This is a genomic window from Methylomonas sp. LWB, from assembly GCF_001856095.1.
GTDB lineage: Bacteria > Pseudomonadota > Gammaproteobacteria > Methylococcales > Methylomonadaceae > Methylomonas > Methylomonas koyamae_A.
Genome location: NZ_MKMC01000067.1, coordinates 22,618 through 37,453, shown reverse-complemented (window position 1 = coordinate 37,453; position 14,836 = coordinate 22,618). Strand labels below are relative to the sequence as shown.

The window sequence follows — 14,836 nt, the reverse complement described above, 5'->3', positions numbered from 1 at the left end:
TCAAGAATTTCCTTTGCTGTTTTCGGTAGGGGTTAAGGCATTGATGCCGAGGGCGTGAATTTCGTCTTTCATCATGTCGCCCAGCGCTTGATAAACCAACTGATGCCGCTGGACCAACGATTTGCCGTCGAACGCGGTGCTCACTAGCGTAACGTAGAAATGCCCTCCGCCCTGATTGCCGGCATGCCCGGCGTGGGCGGCGCTTTGATCGATGATTTCGATTAAGTCGGGCTGAAAGGCGGCTTCGAGTTTTTGGCGAATGTTGTCGGTGGTCATTGGGGAAATACTTGTTTAAAAGGTTTGACGGTAACGCTGGCGTATACGCCAGCGGAAAAATACGGATCGGCATCGGCCCAGGTCCGGGCGCTGTCGAGATCGGCGAATTCCGCGACAATCAGGCTACCGCTGAAGCCGGCGTCTCCCGGATTGTCGCTGTCGATGGCCGGGTGAGGGCCGGCCAAGATCAAGCGCCCTTCGTCCTGCAAGCTTTGCAGTCTCTCCAAATGAGCCGGTCTGGCGGCCAAGCGCTTAGGCAAACTGCCCGGACGGTCTTCGGCGATAATCGCGTAAAGCATTATTTTTTGGTCTCCGGCGCAGGTACGTGCTTATACAAAAAGGCCATTTGCACGACGATGAAAACCACCATTAGGCCGGGTACGCCGAAGGTTTTGAAGCTGACCCAGTCGTCGGTGCTGTAATGCGCCATCACGTAAAGATTCAAAAAGCCGACGCCGATAAAAAACAAGGACCAGCTTAGATTCAACCGTTTCCAGATACGCGTCGGTAACTCAAGGTTGGCGCCCATCATGCGTTCGATAAAGGTTTTGTTGCCGATAAATTGGCTGACCAAAAACGCACCGCCGAATAGCCACTCGATAATCGTCAATTTCCATTTGATGAATTGTTCGTCTTGCAAGTACAGGGTGGCGCCACCCATCACCAGAATCAATCCTAATGTGATCCAGTGCATCGTTTCCACCTTGCGATAGAGTAGCCAATAGGCCGCGACTTGTACGATTGTCGCAACTATCACTACCGCCGTGGCCACATAAATATCGTAAAGTTTGTAAGCCACAAAAAATAAGACGATAGGAAAGAACTCTAAAACGGGCTTCATACGTAGGTCGGTAGTGAAAAAGAAACGGTTAGGCGTATAAATCGATTCCGGTTACCAGTTCGGCGACGCGTTGGCGATTCGATTGGTTAATGGTCTGGCTATAGGCATTCAAGGCTTTTCGGGCTTTAGGATCCGCGATCACGTCTTGTTCATCGATCTTACCGAGCGGATTCTTAGTCAAAACCGAGTCGATCGTTGCCGGCTCGGATGGTTTTGTCACGAATGCGGGCGGCTTGCCCGTATTGCTTTCCAACGTTGCCCGCGACCGATTTTGCTCCGCATTGCCCGGCGACGGCTTCTGGTAGCCGGTCGGATAAAATGCCAGAGATGAACTGTGTATCGTGTTCACGGAGCGATGCAGGGGCCAAATCGACGGAAGCGCATTGTAGATTCTTTAGCCCCAATTGTACATGAGGCGGCTGGTATTGCTGGTAAAATGCGGCTTTTACGGGAGGAATTCATGGCAAACGACATTCACATAGAGCTGGAAGCCGCCGCGTTCCGGCAATTGCTTGAGCATCTGCAAACCCATACCGAAGTTCAGAATATCGAACTGATGTTGCTGGCCGATTTTTGCCGTAATTGTCTCGCGAAATGGTACGCCGCCGCCGCCGCCGAACGCGGCGCGAAAGTGGATTACGAACAGGCAAGGGAAATCGTGTACGGCATGCCCTATCGGGAATGGAAGGAGAAATTTCAGATCGAGGCCACGCCGGAGCAGTTGGCGGCCTACGATGCCAAGTTGAAATTAAAGGTGGCGCCATGACGGCCGATACGCCTTTCGACGCGATGTTTTCCGGCGTAATTGGCCGAGAATATCAAATGCTGAAGCTGATTTGCCCGTTCGCGGCCGAAATGAGCCGTTTGGTCGGTGCCGAAGTCGGCACATACTGTCGCACGCGGGATACGCTGGCGCAAGTTGTCGAATTGGGCGGCGGTACCGGCATTACCACGTTATCGATCTTGACGGCCGCCGACAATTTGACGGTATTTAGCGTGGACAACGAACCGACGATGCAAGCGCAAGCCCGCGAAAGCTTGAGTCACTGGGCCGACCTGGGCCGTCTGGCGTTTTGTGGCGACGACGCCTTGACCGCATTGCGCGGGTTGGCGACGGCCAGTGTCGATGTCGTGGCATCGGCATATACCTTGCATAATTTTCAATGCGATTACCGCCGCGATGTATTGGTGGAAATTTACCGGATTCTGAAAAACGATGGCCGATTCGTTTGCGGCGACCGTTACGCCTTGGACGACATTCCGGCGCATACCCGCAATACCCAGCGCGAGGTGGCCGGATATTTCGAGACCTTGACCGGTATTAACCGCCTGGATTTGCTGGAACACTGGATCATTCACCTGTTCAGCGACGAATCCGAGGATCACATCATGCGCGAAGGCTTGGCGCTCAGGCAGATGGCCGAAATCGGGTTTCGCGAACTGACGTTGACGCATCGCCTGGACGTCAATGCGCTGGTCACCGCTGTCAAATGAATCGGCGTGACCGGCCGCGGCGGCGCGGGCGTTGAACCTCTGAATACGGAGAAAAACCGAAATGGCCGAGCCGACGACTAAAAAGCCCAAGAAAACCCTGGATGCGTTTGCCGACGATTTGGACGCGATGCTCAATATCGGCGAAACCGCTTCCGAGCAGGTCGGTTTGATCGACGACGACGAAGCGATCGATCGCTTGTTGGTCGATCACGAAGTGGTGGCCGACTCGGCTGCGGCGGAACGCGACGAATTTGCCGACATCGACGCCTTGCTGGCGGCCGAGCAAGCTCAGCCGGATCTGGATCTCGCCGCCGCAAAGTTGGGCGACGAGTTCGACGCGGCCATCGACATCAATCCCAAGCACGAACAAATGCTGGACGACGAATTCGCCGATTTGGTCGATGTCGGGGTTGAGGCCAAGTTGGAAGAATTGGAACTGGATGTCGAGCCGTTTCCGGAACCGGATGTCGCCGACCGGGCTATCGCGGCCATCGACGACGAATTCGAAGTCGGCGAAACGCCTGAATTAGTGGTAAGTGACGAACGGGACGAATTGGACGCCATGCGAGAGATCGACGAGTTTTCGGACACTGGAGCACCGGCTGGCAACGCCGAATTTTTGACGGCCGATTTCGACATTTCGGCGGACGACGAGTATGTCAAACCCATCGAAGCCGAACCGGAATCTGCGCCTATTGTTATCGACGAGTTTGGCGACGACGATGTCGCCGATCTGGCGGCAGGGTTCGCGTTGGGCTCGGCGAGTGTCGAGGACGCCCCGCTCGCCGAACCGTCGGGCGATGACGACGAATTCGAGTCGCAGACCGCCGCCCAAGCGCCGCCGGCCGATTCGATACCCGTGCCTCCCTCGCCTGAGCCGGTCCCGGTGGTTGCCCCGGCGCCGGTAATCCAAATGGTGGATCACAGTGCCGAAATCGCGGCGCTGACCCACCAAATCGATGAATTAAAACGCCACCAGCGCCAGATCAAGGCGGATATTCTGGAAAAGGCTGAAAAAGCCCAATTGGCGACGTGCCTGGAAACTGTCGACGGTTTGCAGACCGAGCAGAAGAAAACCAAACGAGGCTTGGACGCGGTCGCGAACAAAAAACCGGTCGCGGCCTACGTCGCCAACGGCGTGGCGGCGTTGGCGCTACTGCTGGGTACCGGTTTGGGCATACAAGGCATGATCGCCAAGTCGCAAGTCGGCGAGTTGGTGACGATCATCGGCAAATTGCAGGAGCAAGTCGTTAATGCCCCGGCCGCCAACGCCGCCGACCAGGAAATGCTGCGCAAGCAGTTGGACGAATTATCGGTCGGAAATGGCGTGTTGGCAGCCCAGATCGCGGAACTGAAAAAAGCCCAGGGCGGTGGCGGAGGACAGGCGGTCGGTGGCGATGTCGGCAAGCAGCTGGCCGAACTGGGCAATCGCGACATGCAAATCGGCGCCGCGATCGAAGCCTTGCAGTCTAAAGTCGGCGCGTTGGAAAAAGCTCGCCCGCTCGCCGCCGCGACGCCGACGGTCAAGCCCGAGAAGAAAAAGCCGGAACCTGTTCCTGAAAATTGGGCGGTCAATTTGACCGCATTCAAGCAGGATTGGTATGCCAAGCGTAAGGCCGAGGAATTCGCCGGCAAGGGCGTTCCGGCCAAGGTCGCGAAAAGCGATGCCAAGGGCGAAACCTGGTACCGGCTGAGCGTTGATGGCTTCCCCAGCCAATACGAGGCGGCCGCCTATGCCGCCAAGGTCAAGAAAACCTTGAATCTGGACGCGGTTAGCGTGTTCAAGGTCAAGGATTGAGCGGCATGCCGGCCGACAAGCCCAATCAAAAACTGGTGGTGGCGGTATCGTCTCGCGCCTTGTTCGATCTCGACGAGTCGCATCGGATTTTCGAAACCCAAGGCAAGGAAGCTTTTTGCCGCTATCAGATCGAACACGAGAACGAAATTCTCGAGCCGGGTTTCGGATTCGCGTTGGTTAAAAAGTTTCTCGATCTGAACCTGGCTTTCCCGGACGAACCGCTGGTGGAAATTATCTTGCTGTCGCAAAACAGCGCCGATACCGGGTTGCGGATATTTAACAGCATCGCCCATCATCAACTCAACATCACCCGGGCCGCCTTCACCAGCGGCGTCTCGCCTTATGCGTATATTTCGGCGTTCGGCGCCCATCTGTTTTTGTCCGCGAATGGCGACGATGTGCGCAAGGCGCTGGATGCCGGTTGCCCGGCGGCGACCATCGTATCCGGCGCGGCCAGCAATCCGACCTCCCAATTGCGGATCGCGTTCGACGGTGACGCGGTCTTGTTTTCCGACGATTCGGAGCGCATCTACCAGCAACACGGCTTGGCGGCATTCGCGGCCAACGAACGTCACGAAGCCCATACGCCGCTGCCGGGCGGGCCGCTCAAAGCGTTTTTAAGCGCCCTGCACCGGATACAGACCCATTTCGGTCCGGAAACCGCGCCGATCCGCACCGCGCTGGTGACCGCGCGGGCCGCGCCCGCCCACGAACGGGTGGTGCGGACCTTGCGCGCCTGGGAAATTCGGATAGACGAGGCCTTGTTCCTCGGTGGCATGCCCAAGGGGGCGTTTTTGAAAGCCTTCGGCGCCGATATTTTCTTCGACGACCAAAAAGGCCATTGCGACTCGGCGGTGCTGCATCAGGTGGCCGCCGCTCACGTCCCCAACGGGATTACGAACCGGCCCGAATCTTGAAACGGTTAAACCACGGATTGTGCTCCACGCAGGCTAGCAGTGTCACGGATTTGAAATGAGCCAGCGCGATGTCTGTTTGGGTGCCGTATTTGCCGGGCGGCAGGATGATTTCCGCAGACGCGCTTTCGGCGTCGATCAATAAAGCGCATTGCTGTCTGCCCAGTGGGTTGTCGATCGCGTAAGGTTCGATTTTTCCGGGTATCGGTTCCAGCAGCAACAAGCTGGCATCGTCAAACAGCGTTTGTTGGCGGATGATCACCAATTTGGCGGCGAGTTGCTCGCGATACAGTAAGGCGATATCGCCGTTGCCGAAGCTGCCGGTCGTGCTTTCCGCCACCAGGAATTGCTTGCTGGTCGAACGCAGCAGGCGAACTTCGAAGCTGTCCAGATGGCCGGCGCCGTTCGACTTCGGCGATTGGTTGAAAAAGCTTTTCTCGTGTTCCAGCGGCATCAGCGTCATATTGTGCAATGTGGCACGGCTGCCATGATTTTGCTCGCTTAAGCGCATGATTTTGGAGAGCCGGTCTTCGCCCTGCAGATAGCCGCTCACTGCGGCGAAACCGGTCAATAGCCGGGCGGGCTGAGCGGGGCCGATGGTGAGCGACGAAAAGATCTGGTCGTAGCCCAACAAATGCTGAGCCAAGCGATTGCGGGTGGCGACCGCCATGTCGACGCTGATTTCGCCTTGTTGCAAGGCTCGCCCCAAGCGCTGGGTGGAGATCGCCAGCGAGTCCTTGGGCAACGGCCATTTCGGATGCCTGCGCGGTTTGGGTTCGCTGTCGGTCAATTCCCAATAAAAGTCGAAATCGCCGACATCGTGGCGGTTGAATTGCAGTAAATGCTGAGTCTGTCCGGCAAATTGGAACAGCTGATCAATTTCGGTTTCGGAGTAACGGTTGGGAGCGCAAAGTGTGAATAGCAGATTGCGTTTGAATACGGCGTCCAGTGTGCCGGCGTTTTTAAAATCAGCGACTTTGACGGAAATTGCTTGATTCAGCCAGCGTTGTTTTTCGGCGAGCAGATACAATTGCGCGGACTTTTTCCACAAACTCGCCGAGGGCGCTTCGTAAAAGCGGGCGCCGGTTCGCAGGCAAAAACCGGCCAATTGCAGCGCATAAAACATCGCTACCCGGCCGCGTTCCGCATCGTCGCTCAAGCCGGACGCGAGCCGAGCAAAAGCCAAGCTGGCGTGGCGAAACAGTTGTATCGCCAGTTTGGCGGCCTTGCAGGATTTGGCGTTCGCCGGCCATTCGGCGCGGGCAAAAACCGCCAAGCCTTGCGCCAGATGCAGTGTGGGCGGGACCATACCGATCATGGTTGCTAGCGGATTGTCGCCGCTTAGCGGTGAAGTACTCAAGGTCTTCCAGGCTTGGTTGAGGCGATTCGCCGCGTTGGCGGGCGGCAGCGAACTGAGCGATTGCAACCAGGCGGTTGCCGATTCGGATTCGAGCGGAAACGGCAGCGAAGTTTGGGTGGGCATGAATCGGCCGACGGAGCTATGACGAAATATTTCCAAGTTTAGCTTAGCTTGACGGTTCGCGGCGCGGCAATTTTGCGAGGCGAGGTTCGCCGCATACAATGGCCTCCATTTGCGTCGAAACCCATTCCATGTCCCAACTTCCCCGATGGACCGCCTACTTGATCGCGCCGACGGCCGGCGCGGCGCTGACCTTGGCGTTTTCCCCCTACGATCTGCCCTGGCTGGCCTTGCCGGCGCTGGCTTTACTGTACTGGACTTGGCTGGACCGATCCGCGAAGCGTGCCGCCGTACTGGGTTACGGATTCGGTCTAGGTCTGTTTGGTAGCGGTCTGTGGTGGGTTTACATCAGTATCCACGATTTCGGTGACGCCGAACCCGCCGCCGCTACGGCGTTGACCGGCTTGTTAATCGGGGCGTGGGCGGTTTTTCCGGCCTTGGCGGGCTACCTGGCGGTCAAGTTCAACGCCGGTGCCAAGGCATGGACCCGAGCGACGCTATTCGCGGCGGTGTGGGTCGTGGTCGAATATTTGCGCGGCGACTGCTTGCTAAACGGCTTTCCTTGGTTGTTGATAGGCTATGCGCAGTCGGATACGCCGTTGGCCGGCTACGCGCCGATCGTCGGCGTCTACGGCGTGGGGTTTTTGCTCGCGCTGTCGGCGTTCGCCTGGGTGGAGATCGTTGCCGGGACGATCCCTTGGCGGCGAGGTTTGCCGGTGGTATTGCTGATGTGGTCGGGTGGAGCGGTTTTGCGCGGCGTGGCCTGGACCGAGCCGGCCGGCGCGCGGTTTAAGGTGACTTTGGTGCAAGGCAATGTCGGCCAGGATCGAAAATGGGACATCGATCAACGTGCCGGCACTTTGAGCCTCTACCGGGATTTAACCGAAGCGCATTGGGATTCGGACGTCGTGATTTGGCCGGAAACAGCGGTGCCGGCCTTTTTAAACGAAGTGCAAGCGGAATTTATCGAGCCCTTGCGCTCCGATGCGCTGCGCCACGGCACCGAACTGGTGTTGGGACTTCCCAGCGGTGGACAGGGAAAGCACTATTACAATAGCGTGCTGGCCTTGGGCGAGAACCAGCAGCTCTATCATAAACATCATTTACTGCCGTTCGGCGAGTATTTGCCGCTACAACCCCTGTCCGGCTGGATCTTGGACCTAATGGCGATACCGCTCGGCGACTTTGCCGCCGGCGCCGACCGCCAGCCCTTGCTGTCGGCCGGCGGCTATCGATTTGTGACCACCATTTGCTACGAAGACGCCTTTGGCGAATTGGTAGCTCGCCAAATCGCCGATGCCGCCTACATCGTCAATCTGACCAACGACGCTTGGTTCGGCGACTCCGCTCAACCGTATCAGCACCTGCAAATGGCGCGGATGCGAGCCCTGGAAACCGGCCGCTATTTGGTCCGAGCCACCAACACCGGCGTGACCGGCTTCGTCGGCCCCGACGGCCGCATACTCTCCGTCGCGCCGAGCTTTACCGCTACCACAGTGACCGCCGACATCGTGCCGATGCGCGGCGTCACGCCCTACGCGCGCTTCGGGGACGTATGGGTGTTGGCGGTGTTAGTGGCTGGGGTGGGGGCGCTAAAGATAGGGTGGCTTGTCATAAAACCGTAACCAGTTTGTCACGGTACTTTCTCATTCCGGCTTTAGGCTGGCGGACGTTAACCGATTCGCCGCTTCCAAAAACCAAGGCGCTAGGCGAGGCGCCGCTATTCGCCCCCGAGGACATTCCATGCGCAACCCCCACCCTTTATCGTTGCTGTCGGCCGGTCTGGCAGCCGCGTTGTTGACTCTATCCGTCGCGGCGGTCGCCGAAACCACGGTCGAAAATGCCGACTATTGGCGGCAAAACGGCCAGCACAGCATTCGCGTCGCCGAAGACCTGCAACCGATCGATCGTCACGCCAAGAACGTAATTCTGTTTGTCGGCGACGGCATGGGCATCTCGACCGTGACCGCGGCCCGCATTTTCGAAGGCCAAGGTAAGGCCGACAATCGCGGTGGCGAGGAAAATCTGCTGAGTTTCGAAAAAGCGCCCTACATGGCTTTGTCGAAAACCTACAGTGTCAATCAGCAAACTTCCGACTCGGCGCCGACAATGACCGCGATGATCACCGGCGTCAAGACCAACGACGGTGAGTTGTCGGTCAGCATGGAAGTCGCGCGTAAGGAGAAAAGCGCGGAAGTCGTTAACCAATACAAAGTCAAAACCCTGTTGGAGCAGGCCGAGGAGCGCGGCCTGTCCACCGGTATCGTCTCGACGGCTCGGATTACCCACGCTACTCCGGCTGCTTGCTATGCGCACACGTCCGAGCGGGATTGGGAGTCCGACGCGCAAATGCCGGCCGACGCCACCGTTAGCGATATTGCCAAGCAATTGGTCAATTTCAGCTACGGCGACGGCCTGGAAGTCGCGATGGGCGGCGGTCGTAGCATGTTCCTACCCAATACCCAGACCGACCCGGAAGACACCGCCAGCAAGGGCGGTCGCAAGGACGGCTTGGATCTGACTCAGCAATGGCTGAGCCACTACGCCAAATCCGCTTATGTTTACGATAAAACCGGTTTCGATGCGGTGGACGCGAAAAGCACCGATCATCTGTTGGGGCTGTTTGAACGTTCGCACATGGAGTACGAAACCGATCGAGCCAACGACACCGGTGGCGAACCTTCGCTAACCGAAATGACCGAAAAAGCCATCGATATTCTGTCGAAAAACCGTAAAGGTTACGTGCTGATGGTGGAGGCCGGCCGCATTGACCACGCTCACCACGCCGGTAACGCTTACCGGGCGCTGGCGGATACCGTCGAGTTATCCAATGCGGTGCGCAAGGCCGTCGAAAAAACCGACGCCAAGGATACGCTCATCGTCGTCACCGCTGACCATAGCCACACCTTTACCATCGCCGGCTATCCGGGACGCGGCAATCCAATTACCGGATTGGTCAAGGAACCGGGCGCGACGGTCTTCGCCAAGGACAGCAACGGTTTACCTTATACGACGCTGGGTTACGCCAACGGCCCCGGCTACCGTGGTCCCAACCCCCGCCCGGATTTGACAGACGTCGATACATCACATCCGGACTTCTTGCAGGAAGCCGCGATACCGATGGCTAGCGAAACCCATGCCGGCGAGGACGTGGCGATTTACGCTTACGGCCCGAAAGCTCATCTGTTCCATGGTGTGCAAGAACAGAGCTACATCTACCACGTGATGGCGCGGGCGCTGAAATTGCCTGTCGGCCAGTAAGCGTTGGTTGACTGCGTTGTAGGGGCGCCAACCGGCGCCCCTTTTTTATGTTTGGAGTATCGATGTTGAAAACCGTATTTTCCGTTTGCTTGGTTTTGCTGATGAGCTTGACCGCATGTCAATCCCAGTTGCCGAGCCCTTTGCAAATTCAGGCGGTGGAGGCGATGCCGCCGCTGGCGGCCGAATTCGAAACCGAAGTACTCGAAACCGACACGCACGGTGACGAGACGACGCGAGTGTATCGTTGGCGTTTTGTCCGCCACGCTGATCGGGTGGAAACCCACAATCTGAGCGACGACAGCGGCGAAGTTTGGCGACGGCTGGCCGGCGGCGACATCGCTTATCAAAAAGTATTCCACGGTCAACGCCAAACCATCGACTATCAGCCGGGTGATTTGAAAGCTCTGGCGGCGGTGCCCGATTGGCGGGCGGTCGCCACCTTGCTTAGTCCCGCCGAGCTCGGTGGCTTACAGGCGGACGGCGAGGAATCCGCGCTGGGACGGGTCGCCTTGCGATACCGGTCGGGTCAGGGCGAAATCGAAGAACTTTTGTGGTTGAACCGGGAACAACTGCCGGCACTGATTCGACGCCAGGAGCACGGTCATCTGTTAGTCACCCGTTTGGTGGCACTATACCCGACTGGACAAGCGCCCTGGCCGGAACTGCGCGACGAGGACTACGGACACACAGACTATGCCGATCTCGGCGATAAGGAGGGCGATCCTTTTGTCAAATCGATCTTACCGACGCTGAAAGGCGGCCATCATCACGAGCATTAACTGGATGAGTTCGGTAATCAGGGGAGGGCGGTTGGCGGTCTGTCGTAGATTCGGCACACCGCGAGCTTGGTTAAACCGCTACTTTCGAGGTGCAATGGGAGTATTTGGTTCGTTAGACCGGATTAGCGTTTTGGCAAGGGTGGTGTAATACGTTTCATCAAATCTTAACCGAACTGAAACTTGAATTTCTTGTGTGCTGGTTAACATCTTTTTCGCAAGGGCGACAGGCCGCCTCTTGCTTTTTGAAAAAAACCAACGACCCGCACTAAAGGAATTTGATTATGAAAGAGTTTAGATTGACCCTGATCGCCGCTGCCGTGGCGTCTCTGATATCGCCGCTTGCGGCTAACGCCGCCGAAACGGCGTTCGACAATTTCACACCGTTGACCGCTTCCGCTGGCCCAGCCGCTAACGAGGCGTCACCGATAACACTATCCAGCCCTAACTTTACCCAGGTTTCGATTGCCGACCGTTCGACTCAACTGGCGCAAGGCCAGAGCAATAGCGGCAACTGGGACATGATTACCGCCAACGAAACCGGCCCGAACGCCGGCCGATATTTGTTCATGCCGTTCGAAACCGGCGCGGGCGGGGTGCAACGTATCGATTTGCACGATGCGAACTACAACACGCGCACCACCACCATCGTGGCGTCCGGGACGCAGGACTTTGTCTCCGGCGACGCTTCTCGTTGGGCTCCATGGGGTGGCTATTTGACCGCCGAGGAGTCTTGGGGAAACGGCAGCAGCAAAGGCCGCTTATTCGAAGTAACTAATCCGACCACCGCGACAGCAAACGGCGGCAACTTCGTGCAACGTAGCATTCTGCCGCGAGTGTCTCACGAAGGTTTGGCGTTCGATAGTGGTAACAACCTGTATTTCGTCGACGAGTTGAATGGCGGATCGATCTACAAATATGTTTCAGCCAATCCGCTTGCCGATAATGGCGACGATTTCTTCGCGGCTGGTCAAACTTTCGTCATGAAGGTCGGCGTCGGCGGACAATTCGAAGGCAATAACGGTCCGGCGATTACCGGAGCATTCTCTTGGGAAGCGATCACCGATGTCAACGGCGGCGTTCTGGCCGGCGTGTCGGTATTGGCCAGCGACGGCACCATCGACGGCCGTGCTTCCGCCGACGATAACGATGTATTGGCGACCGGCTTCAATCGTCCAGAGGACTTGGAATTTCAAAACTTGGGCGGAAATCAGTTGATCTACTTCACGACCACCGATTCCGATACCAACGCGAATACCACCGACGGCCGTAGCCGCATTTACAATTTCAACGTGGCGACACAGTCGTTGAGCTTGTTTGCCGATTCCAACACTATCGATTTGGCGACCGGTTTAGCAGTCGGCGGTGGCTTGCGGAATGCCGACAATCTGGCGATCGACGCCGAGGGAAATATCTATATCATCGAAGATCGCGATGGCGCGGTGGATGACGATATCTGGTTTGCCAAGGACATCAACAAGGACGGCGATTTGCTGGATGCCGGCGAAGGCTTGGCGCGTTGGGCGTCGAACGGTACTACGGGTTCCGAGTTTACCGGTTTGTATTTCGATAAGTTCAACCCGAATGTTGCGTACGTCAACATTCAACATCCAGCCAGCGGCGTGGACCGTACGATGCAAATCAACGCGGTGCCGGTTCCTGGCGCGGTTTGGTTGTTCGGTTCGGCCATCGCAGGCCTGATCGGCTTGCGCCGCCGGGGCTGATTCTCGTGAGCGGGCAGGGACGCCCACTCAGTCTTAATCTCCACCGCCCGTTAACACTCCGGTCGCTACCCGGTGATCCGTGCCTTCAGGTGGATAGCCGGGAATTGGCCGGCATTTCAAGCAGAGAAACGATATGAAATTTGGATTCAAAATGATGGCCGTGCTCGGCGCATTATCGGTTGGCCCCAGCGCCGAAGCCGCGGTGATAACCCAGTGGAATTTCAATTCCGATCCGGCCGACGCTGCCACCGGGACCGGTGTTACCACGCCCGCAGTCGGTATTGGCGGCGCGACATTGTTGGGCGTCACCGGCAGTTTTAGCAGTGGCGATGCCAGCGGCGGCTCGTCGGACCCGTCGAGCGGTGACGATAGCGGCTGGCAAACCACCGGCTACGCAGCGCAATCGGTCGGCAACAAAACCCGCGGCATGCAATACTTGGTAAGCACGCTGGGCTTCGAGAATATTACGGTCAGCTACGATCTGCGGCATAGCAACACCAGCTCTCGTTACGAACAAGTGCAATACACGCTGGACGGGGCTGTCTGGAACGACATTGCCCAATTCGACGGTAATGTCGGCGACACATGGTTTAACGGCCGTAGCGTCGATTTCAGCGCAATCGCTGGCGTTGCCGATAATCCTCTTTTTGGTGTGCGTATCGTCGCGGCATTCGCGCCGGGCGGCACTGGCTATCTGGCATCCGATGCGACCAAAACCTACGGGGCCGCCGGTACCTGGCGCTTTGATATGGTTACCGTATCGGGCAGTGAAATTGCGGCGGTACCGGTGCCGGGCGCGGTTTGGCTGTTCGGTTCGGCTCTGATTGGTCTGCTCGGCGGCGCGCGTCGCAAGGCTTGATCGCCTGTCGTAAACCCGCTGTTAGCAAGCAAAAAAGCCTCGGTCAAACGAGGCTTTTTTTGTTGAGCGCCGGCTTATTTATGAATTTCACTATGCAGCGCCCGATACTCTTCGGTTAATTTATGGCTGGGCGCGTAATGGATTAATGGTTGGGCGTCCGAGTGCGATTCGCGGACTTTGACCGAGGTCGATATCTTGGTTTCCAACACCGGCAGCCCTTCGGCGATCAATTCCTCGACGAGCTGGCGGGGCAGGTTGGCTTGTTTTTGGTATTGATTGACGACGATGCCTTCTATTTCCAGTTTGTCGTTGTGATCGGCCTTGACCTCGGCGATGGCTCGCATCAAGGTGTATAGCGCTTCGCGGGCGAAGGTGTCGCAATCGAACGGAATCAGGCATTTTTCGGCCGCGATCAGCGCGGATTGGCTGTAAAAATTCAACACCGGCGGCGTATCGATATAAATATGTTCGAAGCCTTCCAACTTTTCCAGCGCTTCCTTCAATTTGAAGATTTTGTAACGCGATTCCAAGCGGCCTTGCAGCGCTTCCAGATCCGGGTGAGAGGGGACGACATACAGGTTCGGAAACGGGGTTTCGTGTATCGCGCTTTCCAGGCCTTCCTTGCCGCCGCCGAACAGGCCGAGTCCCAGGTTGTCCTTAAAGAAATGCGCGATGGTCTTATCCGGGTCGCCGACTTTGGCACCCAGCAGGTACTGTGTGGAGTTGCCCTGAATGTCGAGGTCGATGACCAGGGTTTTTTTGCCTTCCACGGCGCTGATGGCCGCGAGATTGCAGGTGATCGTGGATTTGCCCACGCCGCCCTTCTGATTGAAAATCACCCTGCGCATGATTACCCTCGACAGTTAGCAAATAAAAGCCCGCATTATAAGGTTAACGCTTGTAATATCAACAGCGTGAGAACCGGGTGCCCTTGCATTCGGGACAATCGGGCAGCACGCTGGTCGATTTGAAGGCGATTTGCTTGCCGCAGGCATCGCAGATGAAGGTGCCGGGGCCGGTGACGTCGCCGCTTTGATAGGGGTGGTACTGCTTGGCTTCCATTTCCAGCGCCGCCAGTTTGACGCGGGTTTTGTCGGCGATACTCATAAACGCGTCGAGCGCGAAGTTTTCGATCAGTTCGAGGTCGAACTTCAGCCATTCCGACCACGAATCGTTTTGGTTTTCCTGTTGCGGCGAGGCGGCGACGTGTTCGACGTCGCGCATCACGTAATCGGCGATTTTATTGATTTCCTCTTGGGTATGACCGCCCAGCTCGCTGGTTTTTTCCTTGGCGATTTCCAACGCGTCGGCGACCGTATGCAGGGTATCGTCCATTGCTTCGTAGAGATGGCCCATCAGATCGTCGTACGCTTTGGTCAGTTTGCTTTCGCCCATGGTTGCTCCCGGTTGTTA

Annotated in this window: 16 protein-coding genes; 9 read left to right on the top strand and 7 right to left on the bottom strand. The window is 57.2% G+C overall.

Going from position 1 to position 14,836, the window contains the following annotated elements:
* Genes BJL95_RS19820 through BJL95_RS25310 form a run of 4 tightly spaced genes read right to left on the bottom strand, consistent with a single transcriptional unit; the run spans window position 1 to window position 1,298 of the window.
* Complete coding sequence (locus BJL95_RS19820) at window positions 1–276, bottom strand: BolA family transcriptional regulator (RefSeq protein ID WP_071160421.1); 276 nt, start codon at window positions 274–276, stop codon at window positions 1–3.
* The gene (locus BJL95_RS19815; RefSeq protein WP_064029293.1) at window positions 273–575 is read right to left on the bottom strand and encodes a YciI family protein; all 303 of its coding nucleotides are present in this window, start codon (window positions 573–575) and stop codon (window positions 273–275) included. Before BJL95_RS19815 ends, BJL95_RS19820 begins: the two co-directional genes overlap by 4 nt.
* On the bottom strand, window positions 575–1,117 hold the full coding sequence (locus BJL95_RS19810) for a septation protein A (RefSeq protein ID WP_064029296.1): 543 nt from the start codon (window positions 1,115–1,117) through the stop codon (window positions 575–577). The genes BJL95_RS19815 and BJL95_RS19810 overlap by 1 nt, the downstream gene beginning before the upstream one ends.
* A 28-nt stretch (window positions 1,118–1,145) precedes the next feature.
* On the bottom strand, window positions 1,146–1,298 hold the full coding sequence (locus BJL95_RS25310) for a hypothetical protein (protein WP_175463763.1): 153 nt from the start codon (window positions 1,296–1,298) through the stop codon (window positions 1,146–1,148).
* Between the two features lie 279 nt (window positions 1,299–1,577).
* Here BJL95_RS25310 and BJL95_RS19800 point away from each other — a divergent pair, with 279 nt between their 5' ends.
* From BJL95_RS19800 to BJL95_RS19785, 4 genes are all read left to right on the top strand, one after another.
* A complete protein-coding gene (locus BJL95_RS19800; protein WP_071160417.1) occupies window positions 1,578–1,883 on the top strand; it encodes a DUF1244 domain-containing protein in 306 nt (101 codons plus the stop codon).
* The gene (locus tag BJL95_RS19795) at window positions 1,880–2,611 is read left to right on the top strand and encodes a class I SAM-dependent methyltransferase (protein ID WP_071160415.1); all 732 of its coding nucleotides are present in this window, start codon (window positions 1,880–1,882) and stop codon (window positions 2,609–2,611) included. The genes BJL95_RS19800 and BJL95_RS19795 overlap by 4 nt, the downstream gene beginning before the upstream one ends.
* Window positions 2,612–2,672: 61 nt before the next feature.
* The gene (locus BJL95_RS19790; RefSeq protein WP_071160414.1) at window positions 2,673–4,409 is read left to right on the top strand and encodes an SPOR domain-containing protein; all 1,737 of its coding nucleotides are present in this window, start codon (window positions 2,673–2,675) and stop codon (window positions 4,407–4,409) included.
* A 5-nt stretch (window positions 4,410–4,414) separates the two neighbouring features.
* Complete coding sequence (locus tag BJL95_RS19785) at window positions 4,415–5,326, top strand: 5'-nucleotidase (RefSeq protein WP_071160413.1); 912 nt, start codon at window positions 4,415–4,417, stop codon at window positions 5,324–5,326.
* On the opposite strand, the gene BJL95_RS19780 is transcribed toward BJL95_RS19785, so the two are convergent.
* Complete coding sequence (locus tag BJL95_RS19780; protein ID WP_139306349.1) at window positions 5,304–6,806, bottom strand: hypothetical protein; 1,503 nt, start codon at window positions 6,804–6,806, stop codon at window positions 5,304–5,306. The genes BJL95_RS19785 and BJL95_RS19780 overlap by 23 nt on opposite strands.
* 128 nt (window positions 6,807–6,934) lie before the next feature.
* Between BJL95_RS19780 and lnt the strand changes: the two genes are divergently transcribed.
* The 5 genes from lnt (at window position 6,935) to BJL95_RS19755 (ending at window position 13,423) form a co-directional block, all read left to right on the top strand.
* Window positions 6,935–8,428 carry an apolipoprotein N-acyltransferase gene (gene lnt / locus BJL95_RS19775; protein WP_071160566.1) on the top strand — a complete coding sequence of 498 codons (1,494 nt, stop codon included), beginning with the start codon at window positions 6,935–6,937 and terminating at the stop codon, window positions 8,426–8,428.
* A 118-nt stretch (window positions 8,429–8,546) separates the two neighbouring features.
* Window positions 8,547–10,064 (top strand): alkaline phosphatase, encoded by a 1,518-nt coding sequence (locus BJL95_RS19770; RefSeq protein WP_071160411.1) that lies wholly within the window; start codon window positions 8,547–8,549, stop codon window positions 10,062–10,064.
* A 62-nt stretch (window positions 10,065–10,126) separates the two neighbouring features.
* Window positions 10,127–10,843: a hypothetical protein gene (locus tag BJL95_RS19765; protein WP_071160410.1), complete on the top strand. Its 717-nt coding sequence runs from the start codon at window positions 10,127–10,129 to the stop codon at window positions 10,841–10,843.
* A gap of 281 nt (window positions 10,844–11,124) precedes the next feature.
* On the top strand, window positions 11,125–12,564 hold the full coding sequence (locus BJL95_RS19760; RefSeq protein ID WP_071160409.1) for an alkaline phosphatase PhoX: 1,440 nt from the start codon (window positions 11,125–11,127) through the stop codon (window positions 12,562–12,564).
* Between the two features lie 133 nt (window positions 12,565–12,697).
* Complete coding sequence (locus BJL95_RS19755) at window positions 12,698–13,423, top strand: PEP-CTERM sorting domain-containing protein (RefSeq protein ID WP_139306348.1); 726 nt, start codon at window positions 12,698–12,700, stop codon at window positions 13,421–13,423.
* A gap of 74 nt (window positions 13,424–13,497) precedes the next feature.
* Here the strand turns inward: BJL95_RS19755 and BJL95_RS19750 are convergent, their stop codons facing one another.
* On the bottom strand, window positions 13,498–14,271 hold the full coding sequence (locus BJL95_RS19750) for a ParA family protein (protein WP_071160408.1): 774 nt from the start codon (window positions 14,269–14,271) through the stop codon (window positions 13,498–13,500).
* Window positions 14,272–14,329: 58 nt separating this feature from the next.
* Window positions 14,330–14,818: a zinc ribbon-containing protein gene (locus BJL95_RS19745; RefSeq protein ID WP_071160407.1), complete on the bottom strand. Its 489-nt coding sequence runs from the start codon at window positions 14,816–14,818 to the stop codon at window positions 14,330–14,332.
* Between the last annotated feature and the right edge of the window lie 18 nt (window positions 14,819–14,836).

Bases quoted from the DNA above. Each gene is read 5' to 3' on its own strand.
- BJL95_RS19780 (WP_139306349.1), bottom strand. From the start codon at position 6,806: ATGCCCACCCAAACTTCGCTGCCGTTTCCGCTCGAATCCGAATCGGCA.
- BJL95_RS19760 (WP_071160409.1), top strand. From the start codon at position 11,125: ATGAAAGAGTTTAGATTGACCCTGATCGCCGCTGCCGTGGCGTCTCTG.
- lnt (WP_071160566.1), top strand. From the start codon at position 6,935: ATGTCCCAACTTCCCCGATGGACCGCCTACTTGATCGCGCCGACGGCC.
- BJL95_RS19790 (WP_071160414.1), top strand. From the start codon at position 2,673: ATGGCCGAGCCGACGACTAAAAAGCCCAAGAAAACCCTGGATGCGTTT.
- BJL95_RS19755 (WP_139306348.1), top strand. From the start codon at position 12,698: ATGAAATTTGGATTCAAAATGATGGCCGTGCTCGGCGCATTATCGGTT.
- BJL95_RS19795 (WP_071160415.1), top strand. From the start codon at position 1,880: ATGACGGCCGATACGCCTTTCGACGCGATGTTTTCCGGCGTAATTGGC.
- BJL95_RS19815 (WP_064029293.1), bottom strand. From the start codon at position 575: ATGCTTTACGCGATTATCGCCGAAGACCGTCCGGGCAGTTTGCCTAAG.
- BJL95_RS19820 (WP_071160421.1), bottom strand. From the start codon at position 276: ATGACCACCGACAACATTCGCCAAAAACTCGAAGCCGCCTTTCAGCCC.
- BJL95_RS19770 (WP_071160411.1), top strand. From the start codon at position 8,547: ATGCGCAACCCCCACCCTTTATCGTTGCTGTCGGCCGGTCTGGCAGCC.
- BJL95_RS19810 (WP_064029296.1), bottom strand. From the start codon at position 1,117: ATGAAGCCCGTTTTAGAGTTCTTTCCTATCGTCTTATTTTTTGTGGCT.
- BJL95_RS19800 (WP_071160417.1), top strand. From the start codon at position 1,578: ATGGCAAACGACATTCACATAGAGCTGGAAGCCGCCGCGTTCCGGCAA.
- BJL95_RS19765 (WP_071160410.1), top strand. From the start codon at position 10,127: ATGTTGAAAACCGTATTTTCCGTTTGCTTGGTTTTGCTGATGAGCTTG.
- BJL95_RS19745 (WP_071160407.1), bottom strand. From the start codon at position 14,818: ATGGGCGAAAGCAAACTGACCAAAGCGTACGACGATCTGATGGGCCAT.
- BJL95_RS19750 (WP_071160408.1), bottom strand. From the start codon at position 14,271: ATGCGCAGGGTGATTTTCAATCAGAAGGGCGGCGTGGGCAAATCCACG.
- BJL95_RS19785 (WP_071160413.1), top strand. From the start codon at position 4,415: ATGCCGGCCGACAAGCCCAATCAAAAACTGGTGGTGGCGGTATCGTCT.